Here is a 26362-nt window from a genome sequence, read left to right as displayed (position 1 = left end):
CATGAGCAACGAAGCCACCGTTCACGCAGGCACCGCCCACCCGGCCGGCCGCGCGGACATCGCCTCCTACATTGACCACACGCTGCTCAAGCCCGAGGCCTCGGAAGCTGACGTACTGAAGGTCTGCGCCGAGGCGGCCGAGTACCGGTTCAAGTCGGTCTGCGTCAATCCCATCTGGGTCAAGACCGTCACCACCGCCCTCAGGGGCTCGGGCGTCCTCACCTGCTCCGTGGTGGGCTTCCCCCTGGGGGCCACTCCCACGGACGTGAAATCGTTCGAAGCCCGCGGCGCAGTCCTGGACGGCGCCGAAGAGGTGGACATGGTGATCAACATTGCTGCCGCCAGGGCCGGTGACAAGGGCGCCCTGACGGAGGACATCGCCGCCGTGGCTGAGACCGTGCACGCCGGCGGTGCCATCCTGAAAGTCATCATCGAAACAGCCCTCCTGACGGATGAGCAGAAGGTGCTGGCGTGCCAGGCTGCCGTGGAGGCCGGAGCCGACTTCGTGAAGACCTCCACGGGGTTCAACGGCGGGGGCGCCACCGTCAAGGACGTGGCCCTGATGCGCAGGACCGTCGGCCCGGAGGTGGGGGTCAAGGCCTCCGGGGGCGTACGGTCCCTTGCCGATGCGCAGGCTATGATTGCAGCAGGTGCAACACGAATTGGTGCCAGCTCCGGAATTGCCATCGTCAAGGGTGAACAGGGTTCAGCCGCTTACTGACCCTGGCCGGAAGCCGCCACAGATCAAGCCCCGCGGGGCCGAGGAGGAACACATGTCCAGCCAGATCAACGCGTCCAGCAGGGACTCGGCGTCCAGCCAGGAATCGGTCCGGACCCCGCAGAACGAAAACAACCTCGCCACCAGCGTGGTCCTGTTCGTGATCTGCTTCGCCCTGTTCCTGGGCGCCATCTACTCACTGTCCTTCCTCACCCTGGGCAACCCGTGGCCCATGGCCGTCTGCCTGGGCCTCTTCGCCCTGGCATTCTGGCTTCCGCAGACCATCTTTGGCCGTTCGGACTCGGCCGGCGAGCACTAAAGACCTGATCAGCAGCACAAGAAGGGACCCCGGACATTGTCCGGGGTCCCTTCTTCGTCTGGTGATAATGGTGCCGCCGGCTAGAACCAGAGCCTGATCCAGGCGCCTGCGGCTGCCGCCACGCGGCCCCAGTGGTGCTGGGCAATGGCCCAGCCGGCCATGGTCATCCCCACCATGGCGTAGGCGCTCACCGGGATCAGCACCAGCCATTCCCGCTTGGAACCGGCCCGGCCCAGCAGCGGCACGGACAGGGCGCCGTTGGCACGCCAGATGTTCCGCAGCAAGGGCAGCCGGCGGAGCATTTTCGGCGGCCGGACCACGAGCGGCCACAGCAGCGGCACTCCCCCGGTGGTGATGAGGTCTCCGACGATGTGCACCACCACCCCGATCAGCATCGACGTGGGCAGCCAGGTCCACTGTTCCGGCGCGTAGGCCGTGACCAGGCCGGCCATGACCAGCGCGAAGATCCAGTTGGAGATGAAGCCGCTCTTGGGAAAGAGTTTCAGTGCCTTCGCCGCGATGTTGATCAGGAACATGCACAACAGCCCGGCGCCGACGGACAGGCGCCCCCATCCTGTGTCCATGTGGATCTGCGATGCCAGGCCGGCCAGGAAGACGAAGAACGCCGCCCCGAGGATGGAGTGCGTGCCCTGCCGGTGCCCGCCGCTGGCATTCTCAATGCCGCGCGCAATCACGTTGGACAGCGGCGGCAGCGAATGGGCCACCGTGCTGGACCGGTGGTCCCAGTCGCATACCAGTGCGGTGCCCGCGGTGGCCATGCCGCCGATCAGGATGCCGGTGGGATCCAGCGGGTACCAGCCCAGGGTGTACGGGCCGGTGGACGCAACAGCTACCCACGCCGCGGCTCCCGACGCGGCGTGGTGTCCTCCCATCAAGTGCTAACTCACCGCCAGCGGGGCGTCGGAGAAGATATTCCGGATGACGCCGTTGGCCCATTCCAGGATCTCGGCGTCCTGGAGGTCCCGGCCGCCGATCCGTGCCGTCTTGGGCTTGGGAATGAGGATGGCGTCCATGGCCGGCTTGGACTGCGATCCCGGGTACATCCGGTTCAGCCGCATGGTCTTGGACTCCGGGAGCGAGGCCGGGGAGAACTTGATGAAGTTGCCCTGCAGCGCCACGTCGGAGAGGCCGGCCTCGCGGGCGGCGACACGGAACCGTGCCACTTCCACCAGGTTCCGGGCAGGCAGCGGCAGCTCGCCGTAGCGGTCCACCAGCTCGGCCTGGACCTCGTCGATGGCCTCGTTGGTGAGGGCTGCGGCGAGCTTCCTGTAGGCCTCCAGGCGAAGCCTTTCGCCGGGAACGTAGTCGTGCGGCAGGTGCGCGTTGACCGGCAGCTCGATCTTCATCTCCGCGGCCTTCTCTTCGGCTTCGCCACGGAAGTCCGCCACGGCCTCGCCCACCAGGCGGATGTACAGGTCGAAACCCACCCCCTGGATGTGGCCGGACTGTTCCCCGCCCAGCAGGTTGCCGGCACCGCGGATCTCCAGGTCCTTCATGGCCAGCTGCATCCCGGCACCGAGCTCGTTGTGGGCGGCAACGGCTTTGAGCCGTTCCAGCGCCACCTCACCCAGGGGTTTCTCGGAAGGGTACAGGAAGTACGCGTAGGCACGTTCGCGGCCACGGCCCACACGGCCGCGGAGCTGGTGCAGCTGCGACAGACCGTACTTGTCCGCCCCGTCCACGATCAGCGTGTTGGCGTTGGAGATGTCCAGGCCGGTCTCGATGATGGTGGTGCACACCAGGACATCGAAGCGCCGTTCCCAGAAGTCCACGATGATCTGTTCCAGGCGGCTTTCGGACATCTTGCCGTGCGCCACCTCAACCCGGGCTTCCGGGACCAGTTCGCGGATCTTCGCCGCGGTCCGTTCGATGGTGGACACCCGGTTGTGGACCAGGAACACCTGCCCTTCGCGCATCAGCTCGCGGCGGATGGCGGCGGAGGTCTGCTTGTCCGTGTACGGGCCAACGTAGGTCAGCACCGGGTGCCGCTCCTCCGGCGGGGTTGCCAGTGTGGAGGTTTCCCGGATGCCGGTGAGGGACATCTCCAGGGTGCGGGGAATCGGGGTGGCACTCATGGCCAGGACGTCCACGTTGGTGCGCATCTTCTTCAGCGCTTCCTTGTGCTCAACGCCGAACCGCTGTTCCTCATCCACGATCACCAGGCCGAGGTCCTTGAACTCGAAGTCCTTGGACAGCAGCCGGTGGGTGCCGATCACCACGTCCACGGCGCCGCTCTTGACGCCCTCGGCGGTTTCCTTGGACTCCTTGGCGGACTGGAACCGGGACAGCGGCTTGACGCGCAGGGGAAAACCGGAGAACCGCTCAGTGAAGGTCTCGTAGTGCTGCTGGGCCAGCAGGGTGGTGGGCACCAGCACCGCCACCTGCTTGCCGTCCTGCACGGCCTTGAACGCAGCGCGCACCGCAATTTCGGTCTTGCCGTAGCCCACGTCGCCGGACACCAGCCGGTCCATGGGGATTTCCCGCTCCATGTCCGCCTTGACCTCGTTGATGGTGGTCAACTGGTCCGGCGTCTCCACGTAGGGGAAGGCTTCCTCGAGCTCGCGCTGCCAGGGGGTGTCGGGGCCGAAGGCGTGGCCGCGGGAGGCCATGCGGGCCGAGTACAGCCGGATCAGTTCACCGGCGATCTCCTTGACTGCCTTGCGGGCCTTGGACTTGGTGCTGGCCCAGTCCGCGCCGCCCATCTTGCTCAGCACCGGAGCATCGCCACCGACATACCGGGTCACCTGGTCCAGCTGGTCTGTGGGGACAAACAGGCGGTCGCCGGGGGCGCCGCGCTTGGCGGGTGCGTATTCCAGCACCAGGTATTCCCGCACACCGTCGCCGCCGCCGGCCACCTTGCGCTGGATAAGTTCCACGAACCGGCCGATGCCGTGCTGTTCGTGGACCACATGGTCCCCCGCCACCAGCTGCAGGGGGTCGACGGCGTTGCGCCGCTTGGAGGGCATCCGCCGCATGTCCTTGGTGGACCCGGCAGAGGTTCGGCCCAGCAGGTCGGCCTCGGTGAGCAGGCCGATCTTGAGCCCGTCCAGGACAAACCCACGGCCGACGGCGGCAGTGGTTACCTCGATGATGCCCGCCTGGGGCTCGTGGTCCAGGCTGTCCACCCGGGCGCAGGGGATGTCGTTCTCGTGGAAGAGTTCCGCCAGGCGCTGCGCAGGCCCCGGGCCCTCGGTGGCCACCACGATCCGCCACTGGTCGCGGACGTGCGAGCCGATGAAGTCCATCATCTCGGCAACGTCGCCCTGGTAGCCACGGGGTTCCCGGGCGTGCAGGTTCAGCACGTCGATCTCCGGCAGCAGCTCCGCATCCTGGGCCAGCGAGGTGATGGACCACCAGGACACGCCGTGCGCCAGCGCTGAGCCGCGGGTTTCGGCCAGCGACCGGAAGCTCGCCGAATGCAGCGCGGCCGACGCCTGTGAGCTGAGGTCCAAAGGTGCCGAGCCGCCGTCGGACGCGGTGGACCACGCCGCCTCAAGGAACTCCTCGTTGGTGGCAGCGAGGTCGTGGGCGCGGGTGCGCACCTTCTCCGGTTCGATCACCACGGCGATGGAATCGGCCGGCAGCTGGTCCACGAACGGAACCATCGCATCCACCAGGACAGGCGCCAGCGACTCCATGCCTTCAACCGCGATGCCGCCGGCGATCTTCTCCAGCATGTCGGCGGCGGCCGGAAGCTGGGATTTCAGCGTGGCCGCGCGGGACATCACGGAGGGGGTGATCAGGATTTCCCGGCATGGCGGGGCGTGAAGTTCGGTGGGGTGGTGGATGCCCGGGGCGGACAGCGAGCGCTGGTCGGCCACCGCGAACCAGCGCATCTGGTCCACCTCGTCCCCGAAAAACTCAACGCGGATGGGATGGTCCTCCGTGGGCGGGAAGACGTCGATGATGCCGCCGCGGACAGCGAACTCGCCGCGGTGCGTCACCATGTCCACCCTGGCGTAGGCGGCGTCAGCGAGGCTCTTCACCACGCTGCTGAACGGAACGTCCTGGCCAACCTTGAGGGTGACGGGCACCAGGTCGCCAAGGCCGGCCACCACGGGCTGGACCACGGCGCGGACGGGCGCGACGACGACGCGCAGCCGGGCCGTCGTCGAACTTTCCGGATGTGCCAGCCGGCGCAGCACGGACAGCCGGCGGCCCACGGTGTCCGAACGGGGCGAAAGCCGCTCGTGCGGGAGGGTCTCCCAGCTGGGGAACTCTGCAACCGAATCGGCGGGCAGGTAGGCGCGCAGGGCTGCGGACAGGTCCTCCGCCTCACGGCCGGTGGCGGTGACGGCAAGCACGACGCCCGGCTCCGCGGACTGTTCTGCTGCGGCCGCGGCGAGGCCGTCCGCCATCTCCGCCAGCAGCACGGGGCGCAGGCCCGCGGGGGCACTGATCTGGTAATCCTGGCCGCGGACGGCAAAGCCACGGGCGGCCTCGGCACCGACCCGGGTGAATGTCTGGTCCGGTTCAAGGGCGCGGCGGAGTCCGTCCAGCGTCGGGAGCGCGGCGGACTTGCCCGTGCTGGATGTGCCGGCGGCGGACTGGCCGGGAAGACTCATGGCAGAAGCTCCTGTGGTGTTCATCGAAAACAAGCAGGCAACGCGAAAACCCGAAATTCTCTGCGAATCCCGGGTACTCCCAGCCTACCGCGCAGGAACGACATGGCAGCACGGCACCTATCTCCGGGGGAATGGATCTAGGCTGGCAAAGCCGATCCATTTCCGCAGCCTTTTCGCCGGGGCAGCCGTCCTCATGGGCCGCCGCTGCGAATTGCTTGGGACGAACAGGAGCCAGCATGACCGCAATGAGTGCCCAGCCAACACCGAAGACCGTCCTCGTTACCGGTGCCACCGGCTACATCGGCGGCCGGCTGGTGCCCAGGCTGATCGAGGCAGGCCACACCGTGAAAGTGCTGGTCCGCTCTCCCGAGAAGATCGCCGGTGTCCCGTGGCGGGACAAAGTGGACGTCGTGCAAAGCAGCCTCGATGACGGCGACGCCCTCCGCGACGCCCTGTCCGGCGTCGACGTCTTCTACTACCTGGTCCATTCCATGGCGGCAGGCGCCGGGTTCGAAGCGAAGGAAAAGGCCATGGCCAGGACCGCCGCGGACGCTGCCGCCGCCGCGGGAGTGCAGCGGATCGTGTACCTGGGCGGTCTGCATCCCCAAGACGTCGAGCTGTCCACCCACATGCGGTCCCGGGAGGCGGTGGGCAAGGTGTTCCTGGACAGCCCGGTGGACGCCGTCGTCTTCCAGGCGGGCGTGGTGATCGGTTCCGGCTCCGCGTCCTTCGAAATGATCCGGCACCTCTCCGAGACGCTGCCGCTGATGCCGGCGCCAAGCTGGGTGCGCAACAGGATCGAGGCCATCGCTGTGCGCGATGTCCTGTACTACCTGGTGTCCGCCGCGTCCCTGGAGGGCGCCATCAACCGGACCTTCGACATCGGCTGCCGGCAGGTGCTGACCTACGCGGGGATGATGAAGGAGTATGCCGCGGAGGCGGGACTGCCCTACCGCGTGGTGCTGGCGCTGCCGGTGCCGGCACCCAAGCTCGCCGGCATGTGGGTGGCCCTCACCACCCCCATACCGCTCTCCATGGCCGTACCCCTGGTCCAGTCCCTGCAGCATGACGCGGTGTCCAACGAGCACGACGTCGACGAGTACATTCCCCAGCCCGACGGCGGCCTCACCCCTTACCGGACAGCGGTGGCCCTGGCACTGGGCAAGGAGCGGGACGGCCAGGTGGAAACCACGTGGGCCAATGCGGGCGCCGACTCCGACCCGTTGCCCAGCGACCCCGACTGGGCCGGGCACAAGGTGTACATCGACGAGCGGACGTTCCACGGCGACGTGGATCCCGCCCATGTCTGGACCATTATTGAAGGCATCGGCGGACGCAACGGCTGGTACTCGCTGCCCCTGGCCTGGCAGGTCCGTGGCTGGCTGGACAAACTCACCGGCGGCGCAGGCCTGCTCCGCGGCCGCCGGCACCCGCACACGCTGGTGACGGGGGAAGTTGTGGACTGGTGGCGGGTGGAGAAGATCGAACACGGCAGCCTGCTGCGGCTGCGGGCGGAGATGCGTGCGCCGGGGCGGGCATGGCTGGAGCTGTCCGTGGAGCCCGACGGCGGTGGCAGCCGCTACCGGCAGCGCGCCATTTTCTTTCCCAAGGGCCTGAGCGGACGGCTCTACTGGCTCGCCGTCCTTCCCTTCCACAGCCTGATCTTCCCCGCCATGGCACGGAACATCACCACGGCCGCGCAGAAACTGGCCGATGCGGACCGCGCCCAGCTGACCCCGTAGGATGTTGGAGGCGTAAATCCTTTCCCGACGTCCCAGGAGGACCCATGGCGCTGAGCGCAACCACCACCCTTCCGCACTCCGTTGACAGCGTTGCCGCTGTGCTGGTGAACGAAGATTTCCAGCGCCACGTCAGCCAGCTGGTGGGCGGCACCCTGGAATCCTTCAGCGTGGACGGCGACACTGCAGGGGCCTTCAACACCACGTCCGTACGCACCCTCCCCACCACGCGGCTGCCGGAAATCGCCCGGAAATTCGTGGGTGAGAACCTCAAGGTGACCCAGGTGGAGAACTGGGAAGCACCCTCGGCAGACGGCTCCCGCCAGAGCAACATCTCGCTGAAGATCGCCGGCGCCCCGGTGGATGTCACGGCCGTGCAGCGGCTGGTGGCTGACGGCGGCGGAACGCGCGTTGAGCTGGAAGGCGCCGTGAAGTCCTCCGTCCCGTTCCTGGGCGGAAAGATCGCCGACGCCGCTGAGCCCATGGTGGCCAAGGCACTGAACCTGCAGGCTGCCCAGGCGCAGGCCTGGCTGGAAAGCCACTAGCCCATGCAGCTTCCCGTCTTCGCCGCGCTGGTCCTGATCATCGCCGGCGTCTGGTCCCTGGTGGTCTGGCCGCAGTTCCTGCGCCGGGTGATGAAGGATCCGCGGGCCCGTGATGCCGCCGGCAAGGCAACCAGGTTCCTGACCGTGCATGTAGTGCTGGTGAGCATCTCCATGGTGCTCGGACTGGCCACCGCCGTGATCGGCGTCCTCGGCCTGCTCGGCTAAGCTTCCCGGCCAAGGCAGGCGTTTTCCGCACGAAACAGCCCGGGCCTTCCTCCTGCTGGAGGAAGGCCCGGGCTGTTTGCTGTCCGGCTCAGGCTGCCTGGTTGAGCGCGTCCTCGGCCGCCACCCAGGAAATCATGGCGCACTTGACCCGGGCGGCGTAGCGGGCAACTCCCTCGAACGCAGCGGCATCCCCCAGCAGTTCAGGATCGGCGTGGACCTTGCCCCGGGAGCGCAGCACCTCCCGGAAGCTGTCGATGACTTCATGCAGTTCGGCCACCGTCATGCCTTCGGCGAGATCGGTGAGGACCGACGCGGAGGCCATGGAGATGGAGCACCCGGCCCCGTCCCAGGCAATCTGGGCCACCTTTCCCTCCTGGACGGCAAGCCGGAGGGTCACTTCGTCTCCGCACACCGGGTTGAGCTGGTGCGACTGCCCCGTGGACGTGCCTTCAGGCGCTTCCGTGGCGGCGAGCCCGCTGCCGTGGCGGGCCTTGGAATGATCCAGGATGATCTGCTGGTACAGCTGGTCAAGGCTCATGGTGTACCTTTCGTCTTCTCCGCTAGGCGCGGAAGTAGGCCCGGACGCCCGCGACGGCTTCGAGGAAGCGGTCCACGTCGTCAGTGGTGTTGTAGAGGTAGGCGCTGGCCCGGGTGGTGGCGGTCAGGCCAAGCCTTCGGTGCAGCGGCTGGGCGCAGTGGTGCCCCACGCGGACGGCAATTCCCCGTGAGTCCAGGAACTGCCCGACGTCGTGGGCGTGGACACCTTCGACGTCGAACGCGGCAAGGCCGATCCGTTCCCGGCCGGCGGCCGGACCCAGGACCCTGATGCCGGGAATGCCCTCCAGTCCCGCCACCATGCGCTGGCCCAGCTCTGCCTCCCACCGGTGGATGCGGTCCAGCCCCGTCTCGGTCAGGTAGTTGGCGGCGGCGGCCAGGGCCACCGCCTGGGAGATGCGCTGCGTCCCGGCTTCGAAACGCTGGGGCGCCGGAAGGTACTCGGCCCGTTCCATGGTGACAGTGGTGATCATCGATCCGCCCGTCAGGAACGGCGGCAGGATATCCAGGAGCTCCTGGCGCCCGTACAGCACTCCGATCCCGGTGGGGGCAAGCATCTTGTGGCCGGAGAAAACCGCGAAATCCACGTCCAGCTCCTTGACATCCAAGGGCAGGTGCGGCGCGGATTGGCAGGCATCCAGGACGACCAGGGCGCCCGCGGCATGTCCAAGGGCCGTCAGCTCCTGCACGGGGTTGATGATTCCCAGGACGTTGGAGGCGTGGGTGAAGGCCAGGACTTTGGTGCGCGGGCCGATGATGCTTTCCGCCTGCTCCATGCGGAGGCTGCCATCATCCCCGATGGGGATGTAGCGGAGTGTGGCCCCCGTACGGAATGCCAGCTCCTGCCACGGAATCAGGTTGGCGTGGTGCTCCATTTCCGTCACCACGATTTCGTCGCCGGGCTTCAGGGCCAGTCCCCTGAGGGCTTGGTCGCCACGCCCCTGGGCAGCCCACAGCCCGGCATTGGACAGCGCATAGGACAGGAGGTTCAGTCCTTCTGTGGCGTTGGACGTCCAGATGGTTTCGGCATAGTCCGCACCGATGAAGTCGGCAATGGTCTGCCTGGCATCTTCGAAGACTTCCGTGGCCTCCACGGCAAGATGGTGGGCCCCGCGGTGCACGGCAGCGTTGCGCTGCTCGTAGAACTCCTGCTCCGCCTCGATGACGCTCGAGGGATTCTGCGACGTGGCCCCGGAGTCGAGGTAGACCAGCGGCTGCCCGTTGACCAGCTGGTTGAGGACCGGGAAGTCATTGCGGATGCGCAGCACCTCGGCGTTGTCCATGACAGGGACGGCATGTTCCAGTGTGGCTGGCGTTGATACTACGGCCAAAACGAACTCCTTGGGCTGCCAATGTCTGACACCCAATTGTCCCACACACGGCTGTGGCGGCCGCCCGGGAGGGGCAGCCGCCACCGCTGCCCCGGGCTTCAGCCGAGGGAGCAGAGGGCCGGCGACGGCTGGGGGGAGAGTCTCGGTCTCAGAAGACTCTGACGTCGCCGGCCCCGTCTATGCCCGGGCCCCGAGGGGACCGGAAGTTGAGAGGGCCTCAATGTCCTGTTCGGCCTGCTCCGCGGCTTCCAGCCGGCCGCTTTGCTTTGCCTCCTTAAGTAAAGCCCGTGGCGGCCTCCCGTACACGAGTAGGAAGTACTCGAATCCCCGGGGGAGAACTACCGGGGCGCGGTGCTCCTACGCGGCCGGCGTCCCGTGGGCAGCGGGGACCTACCTCCCGCGGGCAGCGGGTACCGGCGTCCCGTGGGCAGCGGGTACCGGCGTCCCGTGGGCACCGTGTACCTGCACGAGGGCCCGCAGGCCCTGGGAACGGACAAATGTGCGGAAAACAGCGGGGGCGCGGCCCGGCCGGGGACCTACTTGGGGAGGGCGGACTCCAGCTCATCGCGGCTTCGGACCCCGAGCTTGACGTAGGTACGGTACAGGTGGCCCTCCACCGTCCGTACGGAGACCATCAGCCGCTGCGCAATCTCCCGGTCCGTCAGCCCCTGCACTGCCAGCTCCACGATGTCCTGTTCCCGCCGGGTGAGGCGGACGGCCGGCGCAGCTGCAATGAAGCGGCCTTCCCGGAACCGTTCCCCGAGTTCGTGGTCGCACTTCTCACGCTGGGCAACAGCCTGCCGGGACCGGCGGCGTTCGCCGGCCTGTTCCAGCACCGTGCTGGCGCGGGCATACGCTTCCCGGGCCAGGTTGACAAAGCCTGCCTCCTCCAGCGAGGCAGCCGTTGCCATGAGGGTATCGCCGTCGGCGTTTTCCCAGGCGGCGGCCAGGGTCAGCAGAGCTTCCGCCCAGCGGCCTTCCACCCCGGGGGCGGCCGTCTGCACCATGGGGACAACCGAGGGGTCACCGAGGTCCCAGCACATCGCGAAGACTTCAAGGAGGTTTCCGGTCCGGGCGGACGCCTCCGTGGTGGTCATCAGCGTCTGCAAAGCGGCCAGGCCCTTGCCGTCCCGGACAAGGTATTCAGCAGCCGCGGACACGTAGGCTTCGGCAAGGAGATCATGCGCGGGCCAGCCGGCGCCGGCATCTTTGTGATCCTGTTCCAGGCGCTTTGCCTGTTCCGAGTCCCCCAGCCTGGCAGCGGCGTAGAAGCCCAGTGCGGTGCCGAACCGGTACAGCTGCAGCGGGTCGTTGAGCCTCAGCGCCTCCACGGCGGGCAGCAGCACCTGGTAGGCGCGCTCCATCCTCCCCTGCCGCAGCAATGAGTAGCCCTGGAGCAGCTCAAGGCTTCCGTTGAAGGTGGCGGCCCCGGGCGCATTTCCGGCGGCGTAGTGGTTGAGTTCCCGCTCAGCCGACTCCCATTCACCCATGGCCAGGTAGTCGGAGACCAGCCGTCCCAGCACGAACTCCGGGAAGAAAAAAAGGCTGCCCTCCAGCGGGGGAAGCTCCGAGGCTGCCAGCAGGGCAGCCTCCAGGCCTTGGACGGGGCGTCCAGCCGAAGCCAGGGCATGGGCCAGCAGCCCCTCGGCCATGGCACGGAGCGGTTCGCCGCCGGTGCCCGCGCGGCGCTTCCGCATCACATCCACGTGGTCGTTCAACGCCTGGATGTTGACCTCGGCAGCCAGCTGCAGCAGGTGCAGGAGTTCTTCCTGCCAGCTCTTTTCGCCGCCGGAAGGTGCTGCGTGCTTTTCGACGTCCTCCGCCACCACGCCAAGGGGGTGGCCGAGGGCCTGGTGTGCCGAAACCCGGAGCAGCAGGACCGCCGGACCCTCAGTGTCCTCCGCCAGCGGGAGCCAGCAGGCGTCCAGGAGGGCCGCGGCCTCCGAATAGGAGCCTTCGTTGTACAGCGCCCGCGCCTGGATGGCCTGGGCCAGTGGAACCAGCGGAGGATGGTGGATGCGGGCCGCGATGGTACGCGCACTGTGGTTGCGGAATCTCAGCAGGGCCTCTTTGGCTGCCGCCAGCAGCTCGTCGTCACTGACCCGGAGTCCGCACTCCAGGGCCCATTCCACGGACCGCAGCCGGCCCTCCCCCTGCAGCAGGGTGGGGTCCTGGTGGGCCTTGACCTTCTCCAGCAGCTGGAGGCTGCGGGAGACGGAAACGGTACTCCTGATGGCGCCGGCAAAGAGCCCGTTCCAGATGGCAAGCTCGGCCGGGATGCCGGGCGTTTCAACGATCATTTGCTGGTCCAGCAGTGAACGGACCACCGCAGCCCCGCTGATGTCTTCGATGACTTTCCGGCCCACCGGCCCTGCCAGGGCGATGAGCTTCAGGGCTTCCTGTTCCTCGGGTCCGCGCCGGAGGTGGTCCTTGGCCACCACCGCTGCGAGGCGTGGCCCGTCCGCGGGCAGGGAGCCCAGCAGCATCCAGATTCCATTGCGTTTGGCGAGGACACCGGATTCAGCAGAGTCATGGAGCAGGGCATCAAGTATCCGGGGATTGCCTCCCGACGCGTTCCAAATGGCGTCCACAGTCGCTCCGGGGACTGTGCCGTCAAGGGCGTGGGCCAGGACCTCTTCTATCTGTTCGCGGTTGAGGGGACGGAGGTCCACGCGCTCGGCAAGACCGTCGTACCAGAGCTGGTCCAGCGGCTGCGGCAGGCCGGGCCGGGGACGGGCGGCCGCCACCACGGTGGCCCAGCCGGCCGAGATCACCTCGGCCAGCACGCCTGCCGATGCGTCATCCAGGTGGTGGGCATCGTCCACGGCAAGCAGGACGGGAGCTCCGTTGCCGCCCTTCAGCTTCTCGAAGTATGACCACATGGAACGGAGCACCGCCACGGGTGACACGGACTCCTCCGCCGTGAGCTCCCCCGTATAGGGAGTGAGGACCCCGAACGGCACCCCTGCCAAGGCCGAGCTGGCGTGGATGCGCAGGATGCTCATGCTCCCGGCGAGGCGCTCCGTCACGGCGTCAGTCACTGCCGACTTCCCAATGCCCGCGCCGGCCATGATGAAGACGGCCTGGTGGGTGCCGTTCCGCACCATGTTGCAGATCCGGTCCACCGGCTCCCGGCGGCCGGTCAGGAGCCGGTGCGCAGCCGGCGGCTTGTGGCCATTAGACGAGTCCAGTCAGATCACCCCTTGAAGTCACGCCCAGCTTAGTGAAGACCTGGTACAGGTGGCCTTCAACGGTGCGGACTGACACACCCATTTCCATGGCGATGTCGCGGTTTGACGCGCCGCGGCCGGCCATTCGGGCAATTTGCCGTTCCCGGCTGGTCAGCAGCGGGCTCCCACTGCTGGGCACGATGGGCAGGTTGGACACTGTGGCGGCCAGGATGTCCAACCGTGCCTGCGCCGTTCGCGCAGAGAGGGCGTCCCCCTCCTGGCGGGCGAAATCCACCGCAAGTGCCATGCACCGCGCTTCCACGGCATCGAGTTCGAGCGTGGCGGCGAGTTCGCCGCCGGCGAGCAGGGCCTTGGCGTCCTTTGTCCTGCTTCCGACGGCGATCAGCCGTGACACTTCCGCCAGCGGGCCCTGCCGGTGACCGGCGATGTCCTCCAGAAGACGGAAGTCGGTGTCGCTGCCGTTCACGGTTGCTGCCAGCAGGTAGATGCCGGCGATAGTGTGCCTGCCTGCCTCCAGGTTACGGCGGGCCCCCTGCTTCAGCCCGGCCACCGCTTCCGAGTCTCCCAGCCAGCGCCCGGCGACCAGCGCACAGAATTCGATGATGCTTTCCGTGGCGAATCCTGCCTTGCCGGAAGTGCGTTGCAGTTTGGTGAGGTACTTGCGGGCGAACGCCGCATTGCCGGTCTGCGCATAAGCCAGGGCCGTGGCCGCGTACGCGGTCCGCAGCGCCGCCTGGACCGGTTGCAGCTCCAGCTGGGCTGCAGCGGAGATCAAGGGCTCCAAGGCGGCCTCGCCGCGGCCGGAAAAAGCAAAGGCCACCCCGGCCGCGAGTTCGGTGGCGGCGCTGCGGTACGGCAGCCGGTGGGGCTGGCCTGTGCTGAAGGGGGTGAGGAGATCGATGCAGCGCCGCCACTGGCCCGCCACCAGCAGGACGAAGTAAGCCTCCCTGGTGTAGCGCTCACGGAGGCCGACGATGTGGGAGGCGTCGGTGAGCTGGCCGCCGAGCTGGCGCATGAGACCCAGGGCGTCCATCTCGCGACCGGTCAGCGCGAGAGCGCTCATCAGGGTGATCGCGGACTGGAGCCGGAACTCGGTGTCAGGGTTGACGGCAGGATCGGCCGCGCGTTCGAGCGCGGGGATCATGGCAGCGTGCTCACCGGTGTGGGCCCGGTATTCGAATTCGCTCAGGGAGATGCGGTTCACTGCCACCGCGGCCGGTTCAGGCCAGGACAACCCCTGGGCCGTCCGGTCCAGCCGTTCCCGGGCGGAGGCCAGCAGTTCCGGGATCTTGGCCGCCTGCTCCGGAAGGGAGCGCATGACCCGCGCTTTGGCGGCAACCACCTGGGCATATTCCTCAAAGTCCAGGGCCTCAAGTTCCGGCTGGGAAATATCCTCCAGTGCGGAGAGGGCCTGGACCGGCAGGTCCAACTGCAGATACGCCGCGGCCTTTTGCCGCTGCGCGGACGGCCATCCGGCGTCGGTCCTCTGCACCATCTCCGCATAGGTCAAAGCAAAACGGGGATCGAAGAGCTGGACGGCAGCCTGGGCCGCCGCCAACGCGAGCGCCGGCGCCAGCTCGGCCTCGCACTCGTGGGTCCAGGCGGCAAAGGACATCAGTTCTTCCACCGTCATGGCTGCCGGATCCGGCTCCCGGCCGCCCAGCAACACGTTGCGAAGCTCCCGCCGGCGGGAAATGCTCAGCCAGGTCCTGACGACGTCCCCGATGTATTTCTCCCGCAGCGACACCCAGCGGTGCTCGGAGTCATCGATCTCCAGCAGTCCGCCGTCTTCCATGTCCGCGACCACGTCCGCGCCGTAAATGGCGGTAAGGCTGGAGAGCTCCACCCGCCGGGCACAGGAGAGCATCTCGATGACTTCCCGGGTTTCCGGTGTTTCCCGCGACCACCGGGAGCGGACGATGTCATCGAGGCTGGCAGCGCCGTCGAGGACCACCTTGTCCCGCAGCGTCCAGACGGAGTCAGACAGGACAAGGTTTCCGGAGAGCTGCTGTTCGGTGACCAGGGCTTTGAGGAGCAAGGGATTTCCACCCACCATCTGGTGGTAGGTGCTGACCAGGGAGGAAGCGACGCGGTGGCCCAGCAGAGACAGCAGGACCTGCCTGGTTTGCAGCTCGTTGAGGTTGCTGAGCCGTACTTCGGTCAGCTTCCGGTCTGTGAGCAGCCAGTGGAAATCCGCCGGCAAGTCACTGGAGTTGGGGGCAACGGCAATAATTTTCGCCGTACCGGTCAGCAGGACGTTGAGCAGCACGCCGGCGCTCATGTCGTCGATGCTGGTGGAAGTGTCCAGCGTAATGACGCAGGGCCGTCCGGCGGCGTCGCTGCGGATAAGCGAGGTGATGCCGCGCAGGATGGCGGTGGGCGACCCCATGTAGGCCTGCGGCAGCCGGGCCAGCAGGAACGACAGGCAGCCGTACGGAGTGGTGGAGCCTGAAGGGCCGCTCCGGAGCTGCAAAGACCAAACGTCAGGACCGAGGTCCGCCACTGCTGCGCGGGCCAAGGAGGACTTACCCACTCCCCTGCCGCCGGTGATCACAACACCCAGAGAGTTTTCGCTGGTCAGGGCGGTGCGAACAGCGTCGAGATTGGCGCTTCGTGCAGGCATGGACCATTGCTGGCCCTCCGGGGCCCCGGAAGTCGGCGTGGGCAGCCCGTCACCTTGCGGCGTTGACCCACGTCCCCAGCTGAGTGGCTCGATCGACATGAACTTTTCCCCTACATCCTGCAATAGCGGGATGTAGCCCCATTGCTCCCCCGCATAGGAAGAAGAGTACCCTGTGGCACAGACACGGAAACAGGGCCGGAGGGAACTTTTACGTTTCTGTCTGTTGTGAGGCCGCTTTGGCAGGGTGGAATTTCTGCTGGGCGGCGGTGAGCCCCTCACGGAGCAGGGACTCTACGGCATCGGCTGCGTCGTCCAGCAGGAAGGGCAGTTCCTTGAGCTCCGCGGTGCCAAAGTCGCGCAGTACGTAGTCGGCGGTGTCCATCCTGCCGGGCGGACGGCCCACCCCGACACGGACCCGCAAGTAGTCCTTGGTGCCGAGCGCCTTGGAGATGTCCCGCAACCCGTTGTGGCCGCCTTCCCCGCCCCCGAGCTTGAGTTTGACCGTGTTGAACGGGATATCGATCTCGTCATGCACCGCGACCACATGGTCTGGGGCAATGCCATAGAAGTTGGCAAGGGCGGAGACCGGGCCACCGGAAACGTTCATGTAGCTCATCGGCTTCGCCAGGACCACCCGGGGCCCACCAATGCCCAGCCGGCCTTCAAGGACCTGGGCCCGGGCCTTATGGGTCTTGAAGCCGGCCCCGATGCGGTCCGCGATTTCATCGAGCACCATCTGGCCCACGTTGTGCCTGTTGCCTTGGTACTGCGCGCCGGGGTTGCCGAGGCCGACGATCAGCCAGGTGTCTGTCATGGGATCAATCCTAGGGGGACGGTGTGGACAGGATGGCAGCGCCCGGAAGGACGCCGGCCTGCGGACATGGCAGTGGCCGGACCCCAGGAGGTCCGGCCACGGCGGGAAACGGCGGAGTGGTTACTCGGCTGCTTCTTCTTCAGCTGCGGGAGCTTCCTCTGCTGCGCCTTCAGCGGCAGCTTCAGTTTCTTCGCCTTCCTCGGCGATTTCGACGGCCTCGGAGATGTTCACCACGAGTGCCTCGGCGTCGGTCAGGAGGACGGTGCCCTGGGGCAGGACCAGGTCGGAAGCGTGGATGTGCTCGCCGGCGGCGCGGCCTTCGATGCTGACCTCGATGGCGGTGGGGAGGTGGGTTGCCTCGGCCTCGAGGGAGACGACCGTCAGTTCCAGGTTGTGGACGGTGCCGGGGGCGGTTTCGCCTTCAACGTGGACCGGAACGTCAACCGTGACCTTTTCGCCCTGGCGGACGGTCAGGAGGTCGATGTGCTCGATGATCTGCTTTACGGGATCGCGCTGGACGTCCTTGACCAGGGCCAGGTGGCCTTCGCCGTTGATGTCCAGGGACAGCAGTGCGTTGGGGGTGCGGACCGCCAGGGTGGTGGCCTTTGCCGGCAGGGTCACGTGGATGGGGTCTGCGCCGTGGCCGTAGATGACGGCGGGGATCAGGTTGGCCATCCGGGCGCGGCGGGCGTAGCCCTTGCCGAATTCGGTGCGCAGTTCTGCTGCGAGCTTCTGCTCAGACATGTAAATCTCCTTGAAGACTAAACGGGGTTCAGCAAGGGCGGAGGTCTGGTGTGACCTTCAACGCCGGGCGGCCGGAAGGCGGCCCTTCAAGAAGGCAGTCCCTCGCAGGAGGGACGCAGACCCAGTCGATAACGGAGGCTATGCCCTCCCTCGCCAAGGTATCGCCTAAAAGCCTACCAGTGCGGGGACCATTTCCTTAAATCCCCACCTGCCCCCTGAGCTCGCGAGCTCGCCCAGGGAACCCTGCCGGCGTGGGCCCAGACCCCGCCGGCTCCTGCCGGCGGGGTTTCGTTTTAGTACTGTCTTAGGCCTTGCCGTCGAAGAGGCTGGTGACCGAACCGTCGTCGAACACCTCGCGGATGGCCCTGGCGATCAGTGGTGCGATCGAAAGGACCGTCAACTGCGGGAAGCGCTGTGACGAACCCAGCGGGAGCGTGTTGGTGACCACCACTTCGCGCGCGCCGGACTCCGAGAGGCGGCGGGCGGCGGGGTCGGAGAAGACGGCGTGGGTGGCCGCGATGATGACATCCTTGGCGCCGGCGTTCTTCAGGACGGTGACGGCGCCAGAGATGGTTCCGCCGGTGTCGATCATGTCGTCGATCAGGACGCAGGTGCGCCCCTCGATCTGGCCCACCACGGTCTTGGAGACCGCCTGGTTGGGGACAGTGAGGTCGCGGCTCTTGTGGACGAAGGCAAGGGGTGCGCCGCCCAGGCGTTCGGCCCACTGTTCGGCGACGCGGACGCGGCCGGTGTCCGGCGATACGACGGTGATGTTGTCCGAGCCCACCCGGGTCCGGATGTAGTCGGCCAGCAGCGGAATGGCCATCAGGTGGTCAACCGGGCCGTCGAAGAAGCCCTGGATCTGGGAGGTGTGCAGGTCCACGCTCATGATGCGGTCTGCGCCGGCGGTCTTGTAGAGATCCGCCACCAGCCGGGCGGAGATGGGCTCGCGGCCGCGGCCCTTCTTGTCCTGGCGGGCATACGGGTAGAACGGCGACACCACGGTGATCCGCTTGGCGGAAGCCCGCTTCAGCGAATCGATCATGATCAGCTGTTCCATGAGGTGGTTGTTCAGCGGTGCGGGGTGCGCCTGGATCACGAAGGCGTCAGTGCCGCGGACACTTTCACCGGCACGGACGTAGATCTCGCCGTTCGCGAAGTCGTAGGCATCCAGCGGGAGGAGTTCGGTGCCGAGCTCCTTGGCGATTTCCCGGGCCAGCTCCGGATGGGCCCGCCCGGAGGCAAGCACCAGCTTCTTCTCGCCGTGCGCCGTAATTTCGCTCATTGTTACTTGCCCTCTTCTGTAGATGCCGGGGTACTTGAGGAGTCATTGGTGGCCGCCTGGGCCAGTTCGGCGGAGCGGGTTCCGGGGCGGTGCGCCGGAACCCAGCCTTCGGTGTTGCGCTGTGCAGCGATGCTCAACGCAAGGGCACCGGCCGGTACGTCTTTGCGGATCACCGCGCCGGCGCCGCTGTAGGCGCCGTCCCCCACGGTGACCGGGGCAACAAAGACCGTGTTGGAGCCTGTCCGGACGCCCGAGCCGATCACCGTGCGGTGCTTCTTCTCGCCGTCGTAATTCGCCGTGATGTTGCCACAGCCGATGTTGGTGTCCTCGCCGATTTCGGCGTCCCCGGCATACCCCAGGTGGGACAGCTTGGAGCCACGGCCGATGGTGACGTTCTTGGTTTCGTAAAAGGCGCCGATCTTTCCCTTTTCGCCCAGGACGGTGCCGGGGCGAAGGTAGGTGAAGGGGCCGACGGCGGCGCGCGGGCCGATCACCGAGCCGGAGCCATGGGTGCGGACCACCGTGGCGCCCTCGCCGACTTCGACGTCGGTCAGGGTAGTGTCGGGGCCCACGACGGCGTCCCTGGCCACCGTGGTGGTGCCGTGCAGCTGGGTGTTCGGCAGGAGCCGGACGTCCTCGTCCAGCGTGACGGAGGAATCGATCCAGGTGGTGGAGGGGTCCACGACAGTGACGCCGGCACGCATCCAGGCTTCCACCGTCCGGCGGTTCAGCTCGGCGCCGAGTGCTGCGAGCTGGACGCGGTCGTTGGCGCCTTCCACCTGCCAGCGGTCAGCAGTGACGACGGCGGCAACGCGGCCGCCTGCCTCGCGTGCGAGTCCCAGCACGTCGGTGAGGTATTTCTCGCCCTGGGCATTGTCGGTGGTCACCTTGGCCAGCGCCTCGCGGAGCACGGCGGCGTCGAAGGCGTAGATCCCGGAGTTCACTTCCCGGATCAGTTTTTCGGCCTCGGAGGCGTCCTTGTGTTCGCGGATGCCGGTGACGGAACCGTCCTCGCCGCGCAGGATACGGCCATAGCCGGCGGCATCATCCAGGACCGCCGTGAGGACCGTCACGGCGTTGCCTTCGCGTTCGTGGGTGGCAACGAGTTCCTTCAGCAGGTCGCCGGACAGCAGGGGCACGTCACCGTAGGTGACCACCACGGTTCCAGCCAGGTCCTCATCCGCGTGCAGGGCATGCAGGGCGGCTTCCACGGCACGGCCGGTGCCGGGCACGTCGTCCTGGTCCACAATGACGGCGTGGGGGTCGAGGGCCGATACGTGGCCGGCCACCAGGTCGCGTTCGTGGCGCACCACAATCGCAAGCCTTTGGGGGGCTATGCTGCGGGCCGCCCGGAGGGCGTGGCCCACCATGGAGAGGCCGCCGATTTCATGCAGGATCTTGGGGGTACGCGACTTCATCCGGGTACCGGCGCCTGCTGCCAGAACGATTACAGCGGCCGGGCCGGCATTCTCGGGGATCACGTACGGGCTCTCCTTGCTTGGTTGTGCTGGCGCTTGGCGGCGTCCGGCGGCCCAGGCCGCCGGGCACCGGGTGCCATCCTCATGATCGCGCCCCGCGCAGCAGTTCCGCCCATAGGATTCGAACCTATACTCCACGGCTCCAAAGGCCGGGGTGCTGCCGTTACACCAGAGCGGACCGTGCCGGAGGACTCAAGGCCCGGGGCACAAGTCCCTATTTTGCCACGGGTTCAGGGCCCCGCGCGACACGGGGCGTTCCGCTCCCGCCCGCCCCGCTGAATAGCGCCGCCGGCGGTGGGGCATGATGGGAAGGTGAGCAACAACCTTCCGCGGATGCGGATGACTGGCCTGCAGCGCCGGAGCCAGCTGATCGACGTCGGCCGCGGCCTTTTCGCCGTCCGCGGGCTGGACGGGACCACCATCGAGGAGATTGCAGCCTGCGCGGGAGTGTCCAAACCGGTCATCTATGAACACTTCGGTTCCAAGGAAGGCCTGTACACGGAAGTGGTGGACTGCGAATTCCACATCCTGCTGGACGCGGTCAACGCCGCCCTCACCGAGGAAGCCAAGCCCCGCGTCCTCGTGGAACGCGCCGCCCTGGCCCTGCTTACCTACATCGAGGAACGCACGGAGGGCTTCCGCATCCTGATGCGCGACGCGCCGCCCTCACAGCCCGAGGGCGCCTTCTCCACCCTGCTGTCCCACGTCACCGCCCGCGTCGAACACATCCTCTCCGACGAATTCTCCCGCCGCGGCCTCAGCGGCGAAGACGGCGCCATGTACGCCCAGATGCTGGTGGGCATGGTGGCGATGACGGGGCAATGGTGGCAGGACAGCCGCCAGCCCGACAAGCAGACCGTTGCCGCGCATCTGGTCAACCTCGCCTGGAACGGCCTGACCGGCCTCAAGAAGGACCCTGAGCTGCAGTCCGAGCCGTAAGCCCCGCCGTGGTTCCGTCCGCGGCGAAGGGCTGGCTCCGGCACCTAGGGTGAGTTCAGTCGCCGAGGAGTTCTGAGGACTCCAGCCACTCCATTTCGAGAGCGTCCTTTTCGTCCGTGAGCTCCTTGAGCTGCTTGTTTTGGTCGGCGAGCTTGTCAAAGTTGCCGGCCTCGGTGGTCTTCACCATGTCGTCGTGAAGCTTCTTCTCCTCTTGATCCAGCTTCTTGAGCTGCCGCTCGATCCTGTTGAGGGTCTTGCGCGCCTCGCGCTTCTCGGCCTCGGAAGGGCCTGCGCCGGTCCCCCCGGCAGCCTGCGCCTGCCCGGCGCTGGTCACCGGGTTTCCGCCGCCGGTCACGGTTGAGCCGGCCAAGGCTGACTCGCGCAGCTCAAGGTACTGGTCCACGCCCCCGGGCAGGCCACGCAGCTTGCCGTCGCCGAGCAATGCCATCTGGTGGTCGGTCACCCGTTCGAGCAGGTAGCGGTCGTGGCTGACCACCACCAGGGTGCCCGGCCAGCCGTCCAGGACGTCCTCGACGGCGGCAAGGGTATCGGTGTCGAGGTCGTTGGTGGGCTCATCGAGCATCAACACGTTGGGTTCGCCCACCAGCAGCCGGAGGAGCTGCAGGCGGCGCCGCTCACCGCCGGAGAGGTCCTTCACCGGCGTCCACTGCTTCTGGTTGGTGAACCCGAGCTGCTCCACCAGCTGGCCAGCCGTGAATTCCTTGCCGCCCACGTTGAAGGAACGCTTTTCCCGCTCAATGACCTCGATCACGCGCAGGTCAGCGACGTCGTCGAGCTCCTTGACTTCCTGGGTGAGGACCGCGGTGACCACGGTCTTTCCCCGCTTCAGCCGGCCGGCGTCGGGTGTGATCTCGCCGTTGAGCAGCTTGAGGAGGGTGGTCTTGCCGGCGCCGTTGACGCCCACCAGGCCCAGGCGCTCCCCCGGGGCCAGGCGCAGGGTGATGTTGTCGAAGAGCTTCCTGCCGTCGTCGCCGCCTTGGAAGTTCAGGGACACATTCTCAAGGTCAAGGACGTCCTTGCCCTGGCGGGCGGTGGCCATCTTACTCAGCGCCATGGAGTCACGCGGAGCCGGTACGTCGGCGATGAGCGCGTTGGCTGCCTCGATCCGGAACTTCGGCTTGGCGGTCCGGGCAGGGGCACCCCGGCGCAGCCAGGCGAGTTCTTTCTTGACCAGTTGCTGGCGCTTACCCTCCACCACTGATGCCATCCGGTCCCGTTCCGCACGGGCCAGGACGTAGGCTGCGTAGCCGCCTTCGAAGGGGTCCACGATCCCGTCGTGGACCTCCCAGGTCTTGGTGCAGACTTCGTCGAGGAACCAGCGGTCGTGGGTCACCACCAGGAAGGCGCCCTGGTTTGGCCGCCAGCGCGTCTTCAGGTGCCGGGCCAGCCAGGCAACGCCCTCGACGTCGAGATGGTTGGTGGGTTCGTCCAGCATGATGACGTCGTGGTCCTCGATGAGCAGCTTCGCCAGGGCCACCCGCCGCTTCTGGCCGCCGGAGAGGGCGTGGACATTGGCGTGCCAGTCGACGTCGGACACCAGGCCGCCCATGATCTCCCGGATGCGGGGGTTGCGGGCCCATTCGTAGTCCGCCTGGTCACCCACGATCGCGGCACCCACCGTCAGGTCGCCGTCGAGCACGTCGCTTTGGTCCAGGTACCCCACGTTGACGTCGCCACGCTTGGTGACACGGCCGGAGTCCGGGGTGGAGCGCAGGGCCAGCAGGCGCATCAGCGTGGACTTGCCGTCACCGTTGCGGCCCACCATGCCGATCCGGTCCCCCTCCTCCAGTCCCAGGGTGACGCCGTCCAGGACGGTGCGGGTTGCGTAGGAAACCGTGAGGTTTTCGCCGCCAAGAAGGTGTGCCAAAGGGAACTGCTTTCTGCTGCCGGACTGGAAGTATTAAAGGAGGGTGTCGGAGATGATGCGCGCGCCCGGGACCGGGCCGTGGACCGCGAGTGCTGTCAGGCCGTAGCGCTGCAGGTCCTCTGCGAGGGCAGCAGCTGCCACGGAATCCTCGGCCAGCAAAGCCACGGTGGGGCCGGATCCGGAGACCATGCCTGCCATGGCGCCGTGGGACTCGCCGATTCCCAGCGTATCGCGCAGCGCAGGCGAGAGTTCAATGGACGCCCTTTGCAGGTCGTTGACCAGCACACGGCTCAGGGATTCCGCGTCGCCACCCCGCAGCGCCGCCAGGATCTTCGGGTCAACACCGGTGGGTTCCCCCGCGTCGATTCCCTCGGCGTCGCGCAGCCGGTCCAGGGTCCGGTACACCTCGGGAGTGGAGAGGCCGTAGTCGGCCACCACCAGGACCCAGTGGGTCTGCGCCTTGGCCAGGGCCGGAGAGAGTTCGTCGCCCAGGCCAAGCCCGACGGCGGTTCCACCCAGGAGCGAGAAGGGGACGTCGGCACCCAGTTCCGCTGCAAGGTGTGCCAGTTCCTCACGGGACAGCCCGCTGTTCCAGAGGGCGTCGCAGGCCAGGAGCGTGGCAGCGGCGTCGGCGGATCCGCCGCCCATGCCGCCGGCCACCGGGACCCGCTTGGTGATCTCCAGGTGCACGCCGGTGGCGTGTTCGGAGACGTCGGCCATGATGGCGGCCGCCTTGTAGGCCAGGTTGCTGCTGTCCAGGGGGATGTCGACGGCGTCGAGGTCCAGGGTGCTTTCGGGGCTGAGGCTGATGGTGATTCCCGGGGCGGCGGTGCTGGTGGCTGCCACTTCCTCATAGAGGGACACCGCGAGGTAGACGCTGGCCACCGAGTGGTAGCCGTCAGGCCGCAGCGGCCCAACGGCCAGGGACACGTTGACTTTGCCGGGTGCCTTGACGCGCACCGTCCTGGCCGCGAAACGCCCCCCGCCCGCCCTCTCAAGTCCCGCGTTCACGGGCGGTTTTCCCTGGCTTCGGCGATCCTGGCGAATGCGGCGATGTCGATGACCTCGCCGCGTGCGGTGGGGTCGACGCCGGCTGCCAGCAGGCAGCGCTCAGCTTCCGGTGCTCCCCCGGCCCAGCCTGCCAGGGCGGCCCGGAGCGTCTTGCGCCGCTGCGCAAACGCCGCGTCCACTACGGCAAACACTTGTTCGCGGGTGGCGGTGGTGGCGGGGGGTTCGCGCCGGGTGAAGGCCACAAGCCCGGAATGGATTTTGGGGGCCGGCCAAAAGACGTTCATGCCGATCACGCCGGCCTTGCGCATCTGGCTGTACCAGGCGGCCTTGACGGACGGAACACCGTAGGTCTTGGACCCGGGTCCGGCTGCCAAACGATCTGCCACCTCGTCCTGCACCATCACCAGGCCGTGCTGCAGGCTGGGGAAATGCTGCAGGAGGTGCAGCACCACGGGAACTGCCACGTTGTAGGGCAGGTTGGCTACGAGCGCCGTGGGTTGCACCGGCAGTTCGGTGACCTTCATGGCATCGGCGTGCACCAGGTGGAACGCGTTGGCGGCGGCCGGGCGCCATTCCTTCACGGTTTCGGGGAGCTTTGCGGCAAGGACAGGGTCGATTTCGACGGCGACGACCGCCGCTGCCGCGTCGAGCAGCCCCAGCGTCAGGGAGCCCAGCCCGGGACCGACCTCGAGCACTGTTTCATCCGGCCCCACGCCTGCTGCGGCCACAATCCGGCGGATGGTATTGCCGTCAATGACAAAGTTTTGGCCCAGGGTCTTGGTGGGCCTGACCCCAATTTCCTCTGCCATCCGGCGTATGTCGGAGGCACCGAACAACGGTGCAGGAACGGCGGGGATCGGTTCAGTCACCTAGGTATCCTATCCCGCGCGGCACTTTGGCCCTCCCCGGTTAACGGCTGTGGCCGGCCCCGTAGTACCCGGGGCCGGCCACAGCTGTTTCCTGCGCGTTGATGCTGGCTGATCAGCGGCTGGCGGCCCAGCCGCAGCCCCACGGTGACAGGCCACGCTGTGCGTAGACGCGGTTGGCGATGTCGATCTGCTGCGCCTTGGTGGCCAGGCTGGCGTTGGGCGCGTAGGCGCCGCCGCCGGCGCCAATCCAGGTCTGGATGTCGAACTGGAGGCCGCCGTAGTAGCCGTTGCCGCTGTTGATGCTCCAGTTTCCGGTGGACTCACACTGGGCAATCTTGTCCCACATGGCTTCATTCATCATGGCCGGTGCTGCTGCGCCGGTGTTGGCGCCTGCGGGGGCAGCGGGGGCCGCGGCGGCCTGGGGTGCAGGCTTGGCCTTGGTGCCCACGGTGACCTTCTCGGTGACGGGCTGGACCGCTACGTTCTCCGAAACCAGGGTGCGGGAAGCCTCCCGGCCGTCAACGAGCACCAGCTTGAAGGTGCGCTCGATCTTTCCGGCGGCCCCGGCCTGTGTCACTTCCTTCTCACCCTTGAGCATGTCCGCGCTTTCGGCGGTGACGGTTTCGAAGGGAACGTCCTCGCTGGTGACGGCGGTCTGTCCGGTGTCAACCCGGGAAACCTTGATGACCATGTTGTTCACCACGTTGGCGTTGGCCGGCTGGGAGGTGCGGTCATTGGCGCCGAGGGTCACGCCGGAGTCTTCAAGGACCTTGCCGACCGTGGGGGCGGTGGTGGTGGCGGTGTTCACCTTGCCGTCGGCCACGATGCTGACGGTCTTGGGCGTGGAGATGGAGACGTAGGAACCGGCGAGCGAAAGGGTGGCATCCTTGGGCGCCGAAACGGTCGAGGCACTGGCCACGCCGAGTTCAGTCACCAGGTCCTCGACGTCCTGCGCCGTGGTGTTGACCGTTTTCTCGGCACCGTCAAGGCTGACCTTGACTTCTTTGGCCTGGTTGATGTTGATGACGGTGCCGTTCCGGACGGTGGCGTCAAGGGCGGGGGAAACGCGGTCGCTGGGCTTCAGGTCCAGGTTGGCGCTCTTGACCACCTGTGCCACTGTTCCACCAAAGGACTGCACCGACGACGCTTTGCCGTCCACGTTGAGCGTAATTGTTTTGTTATTGCCCACGAAGGCTACGAGGCCTGCGACCAGGCCGCAAAGCACCAGCAGCTGGGCGCCAACCTTTATAAAGCTGAACTTGCCGTCCGATGTGAAGAACTTGATCACGATTGCCCGTAACTCTCGGTCCATCCGGGCACGGGGAATGCGCAATAAAATGCCCGGAGCAACCTCGAAAAGGAGAGTCCGGGCACCAGTGCGCCGCCACACTCCGCGCAGCGGCAGGCCGGATATTGGACAGGCCGGCCCGGCTGCACATGGAGTGAAATTACCCGTTGGCCTTCCCCGACCCCGGCTAATAGTTTTCCACTGTAACCGTAGC

20 protein-coding genes and 1 tRNA gene are annotated in these 26362 nt (G+C 67.1%); 6 read left to right on the top strand and 15 right to left on the bottom strand.

The window, feature by feature from the left end:
- Position 1: 1 nt before the first annotated feature.
- Positions 2 to 721, top strand: a complete 720-nt coding sequence (deoC, locus tag ACWRN3_RS01490) for a deoxyribose-phosphate aldolase (RefSeq protein WP_476739679.1) — start codon at positions 2 to 4, stop codon at positions 719 to 721.
- 52 nt (positions 722 to 773) lie between these two features.
- Positions 774 to 1037 carry a hypothetical protein gene (locus ACWRN3_RS01485; RefSeq protein WP_255174908.1) on the top strand — a complete coding sequence of 88 codons (264 nt, stop codon included), beginning with the start codon at positions 774 to 776 and terminating at the stop codon, positions 1035 to 1037.
- A gap of 80 nt (positions 1038 to 1117) precedes the next feature.
- Here the strand turns inward: ACWRN3_RS01485 and ACWRN3_RS01480 are convergent, their stop codons facing one another.
- Positions 1118 to 1930 carry a metal-dependent hydrolase gene (locus ACWRN3_RS01480; RefSeq protein WP_324644595.1) on the bottom strand — a complete coding sequence of 271 codons (813 nt, stop codon included), beginning with the start codon at positions 1928 to 1930 and terminating at the stop codon, positions 1118 to 1120.
- A 6-nt stretch (positions 1931 to 1936) separates the two neighbouring features.
- Entirely contained in the window at positions 1937 to 5623 is a 3687-nt protein-coding gene (mfd, locus tag ACWRN3_RS01475; protein WP_476739678.1) for a transcription-repair coupling factor, read from the bottom strand.
- A gap of 236 nt (positions 5624 to 5859) precedes the next feature.
- On the opposite strand from mfd, the gene ACWRN3_RS01470 reads away from it, so the two are divergent.
- Genes ACWRN3_RS01470 through ACWRN3_RS01460 form a run of 3 tightly spaced genes read left to right on the top strand, consistent with a single transcriptional unit; the run spans position 5860 to position 8132 of the window.
- Entirely contained in the window at positions 5860 to 7365 is a 1506-nt protein-coding gene (locus ACWRN3_RS01470) for an SDR family oxidoreductase (RefSeq protein WP_476739677.1), read from the top strand.
- Between the two features lie 44 nt (positions 7366 to 7409).
- On the top strand, positions 7410 to 7907 hold the full coding sequence (locus tag ACWRN3_RS01465) for a DUF2505 domain-containing protein (protein WP_255174904.1): 498 nt from the start codon (positions 7410 to 7412) through the stop codon (positions 7905 to 7907).
- Between the two features lie 3 nt (positions 7908 to 7910).
- The gene (locus ACWRN3_RS01460; RefSeq protein ID WP_159632487.1) at positions 7911 to 8132 is read left to right on the top strand and encodes an SCO4848 family membrane protein; all 222 of its coding nucleotides are present in this window, start codon (positions 7911 to 7913) and stop codon (positions 8130 to 8132) included.
- 88 nt (positions 8133 to 8220) lie between these two features.
- On the opposite strand, the gene sufU is transcribed toward ACWRN3_RS01460, so the two are convergent.
- The 9 genes from sufU to ACWRN3_RS01415 all read right to left on the bottom strand — a co-directional run bounded on the left by sufU (position 8221) and on the right by ACWRN3_RS01415 (position 20331).
- Positions 8221 to 8670: a Fe-S cluster assembly sulfur transfer protein SufU gene (gene sufU / locus ACWRN3_RS01455; RefSeq protein ID WP_159632488.1), complete on the bottom strand. Its 450-nt coding sequence runs from the start codon at positions 8668 to 8670 to the stop codon at positions 8221 to 8223.
- A gap of 22 nt (positions 8671 to 8692) precedes the next feature.
- Positions 8693 to 10018: a SufS family cysteine desulfurase gene (locus ACWRN3_RS01450; protein ID WP_476739676.1), complete on the bottom strand. Its 1326-nt coding sequence runs from the start codon at positions 10016 to 10018 to the stop codon at positions 8693 to 8695.
- A 536-nt stretch (positions 10019 to 10554) separates the two neighbouring features.
- Positions 10555 to 13125, bottom strand: a complete 2571-nt coding sequence (locus tag ACWRN3_RS01445) for a LuxR C-terminal-related transcriptional regulator (RefSeq protein ID WP_476739675.1) — start codon at positions 13123 to 13125, stop codon at positions 10555 to 10557.
- Between the two features lie 70 nt (positions 13126 to 13195).
- Positions 13196 to 15832, bottom strand: coding sequence for a helix-turn-helix transcriptional regulator (locus ACWRN3_RS01440; RefSeq protein WP_476739674.1), 2637 nt, complete (start codon positions 15830 to 15832; stop codon positions 13196 to 13198).
- 208 nt (positions 15833 to 16040) lie between these two features.
- On the bottom strand, positions 16041 to 16646 hold the full coding sequence (gene pth, locus ACWRN3_RS01435) for an aminoacyl-tRNA hydrolase (protein WP_324644589.1): 606 nt from the start codon (positions 16644 to 16646) through the stop codon (positions 16041 to 16043).
- Between the two features lie 120 nt (positions 16647 to 16766).
- Complete coding sequence (locus tag ACWRN3_RS01430; protein WP_476739673.1) at positions 16767 to 17390, bottom strand: 50S ribosomal protein L25/general stress protein Ctc; 624 nt, start codon at positions 17388 to 17390, stop codon at positions 16767 to 16769.
- Between the two features lie 304 nt (positions 17391 to 17694).
- Complete coding sequence (locus ACWRN3_RS01425) at positions 17695 to 18675, bottom strand: ribose-phosphate diphosphokinase (RefSeq protein WP_159632494.1); 981 nt, start codon at positions 18673 to 18675, stop codon at positions 17695 to 17697.
- A 2-nt stretch (positions 18676 to 18677) separates the two neighbouring features.
- On the bottom strand, positions 18678 to 20156 hold the full coding sequence (gene glmU / locus ACWRN3_RS01420; RefSeq protein WP_324644587.1) for a bifunctional UDP-N-acetylglucosamine diphosphorylase/glucosamine-1-phosphate N-acetyltransferase GlmU: 1479 nt from the start codon (positions 20154 to 20156) through the stop codon (positions 18678 to 18680).
- 103 nt (positions 20157 to 20259) lie between these two features.
- Positions 20260 to 20331, bottom strand: a tRNA-Gln gene (locus tag ACWRN3_RS01415).
- A 134-nt stretch (positions 20332 to 20465) separates the two neighbouring features.
- Between ACWRN3_RS01415 and ACWRN3_RS01410 the strand changes: the two genes are divergently transcribed.
- Positions 20466 to 21092, top strand: coding sequence for a TetR/AcrR family transcriptional regulator (locus ACWRN3_RS01410; RefSeq protein ID WP_159632496.1), 627 nt, complete (start codon positions 20466 to 20468; stop codon positions 21090 to 21092).
- 55 nt (positions 21093 to 21147) lie between these two features.
- Here ACWRN3_RS01410 and ACWRN3_RS01405 read toward each other — a convergent pair whose 3' ends face one another.
- The 4 genes from ACWRN3_RS01405 to ACWRN3_RS01390 all read right to left on the bottom strand — a co-directional run bounded on the left by ACWRN3_RS01405 (position 21148) and on the right by ACWRN3_RS01390 (position 26172).
- Positions 21148 to 22980, bottom strand: a complete 1833-nt coding sequence (locus ACWRN3_RS01405) for an ABC-F family ATP-binding cassette domain-containing protein (RefSeq protein WP_324644586.1) — start codon at positions 22978 to 22980, stop codon at positions 21148 to 21150.
- A gap of 33 nt (positions 22981 to 23013) precedes the next feature.
- Positions 23014 to 23991, bottom strand: coding sequence for a 4-(cytidine 5'-diphospho)-2-C-methyl-D-erythritol kinase (locus ACWRN3_RS01400; RefSeq protein WP_324644585.1), 978 nt, complete (start codon positions 23989 to 23991; stop codon positions 23014 to 23016).
- Entirely contained in the window at positions 23988 to 24860 is an 873-nt protein-coding gene (gene rsmA / locus ACWRN3_RS01395) for a 16S rRNA (adenine(1518)-N(6)/adenine(1519)-N(6))-dimethyltransferase RsmA (RefSeq protein ID WP_159632499.1), read from the bottom strand. The genes ACWRN3_RS01400 and rsmA overlap by 4 nt, the downstream gene beginning before the upstream one ends.
- A gap of 112 nt (positions 24861 to 24972) precedes the next feature.
- The gene (locus tag ACWRN3_RS01390; protein ID WP_476739672.1) at positions 24973 to 26172 is read right to left on the bottom strand and encodes a transglycosylase family protein; all 1200 of its coding nucleotides are present in this window, start codon (positions 26170 to 26172) and stop codon (positions 24973 to 24975) included.
- Positions 26173 to 26362: the final 190 nt, after the last annotated feature.

This window comes from Pseudarthrobacter sp. rb (assembly GCF_056389225.1).
The sequence above is the reverse complement of the archived record's forward strand: the minus strand, read 5'-3'. Positions and strand labels throughout refer to the sequence as shown.

Excerpts from the sequence above, each read along its gene's own strand:
- deoC (WP_476739679.1), top strand. The coding sequence starts at position 2 with ATGAGCAACGAAGCCACCGTTCACGCAGGCACCGCCCACCCGGCCGGC.
- ACWRN3_RS01485 (WP_255174908.1), top strand. The coding sequence starts at position 774 with ATGTCCAGCCAGATCAACGCGTCCAGCAGGGACTCGGCGTCCAGCCAG.
- ACWRN3_RS01480 (WP_324644595.1), bottom strand. The coding sequence starts at position 1,930 with ATGGGAGGACACCACGCCGCGTCGGGAGCCGCGGCGTGGGTAGCTGTT.
- mfd (WP_476739678.1), bottom strand. The coding sequence starts at position 5,623 with ATGAGTCTTCCCGGCCAGTCCGCCGCCGGCACATCCAGCACGGGCAAG.
- ACWRN3_RS01470 (WP_476739677.1), top strand. The coding sequence starts at position 5,860 with ATGACCGCAATGAGTGCCCAGCCAACACCGAAGACCGTCCTCGTTACC.
- ACWRN3_RS01465 (WP_255174904.1), top strand. The coding sequence starts at position 7,410 with ATGGCGCTGAGCGCAACCACCACCCTTCCGCACTCCGTTGACAGCGTT.
- ACWRN3_RS01460 (WP_159632487.1), top strand. The coding sequence starts at position 7,911 with ATGCAGCTTCCCGTCTTCGCCGCGCTGGTCCTGATCATCGCCGGCGTC.
- sufU (WP_159632488.1), bottom strand. The coding sequence starts at position 8,670 with ATGAGCCTTGACCAGCTGTACCAGCAGATCATCCTGGATCATTCCAAG.
- ACWRN3_RS01445 (WP_476739675.1), bottom strand. The coding sequence starts at position 13,125 with ATGGTGCGGAACGGCACCCACCAGGCCGTCTTCATCATGGCCGGCGCG.
- ACWRN3_RS01440 (WP_476739674.1), bottom strand. The coding sequence starts at position 15,832 with ATGCCTGCACGAAGCGCCAATCTCGACGCTGTTCGCACCGCCCTGACC.
- pth (WP_324644589.1), bottom strand. The coding sequence starts at position 16,646 with ATGACAGACACCTGGCTGATCGTCGGCCTCGGCAACCCCGGCGCGCAG.
- ACWRN3_RS01430 (WP_476739673.1), bottom strand. The coding sequence starts at position 17,390 with ATGTCTGAGCAGAAGCTCGCAGCAGAACTGCGCACCGAATTCGGCAAG.
- ACWRN3_RS01425 (WP_159632494.1), bottom strand. The coding sequence starts at position 18,675 with ATGAGCGAAATTACGGCGCACGGCGAGAAGAAGCTGGTGCTTGCCTCC.
- ACWRN3_RS01390 (WP_476739672.1), bottom strand. The coding sequence starts at position 26,172 with ATGGACCGAGAGTTACGGGCAATCGTGATCAAGTTCTTCACATCGGAC.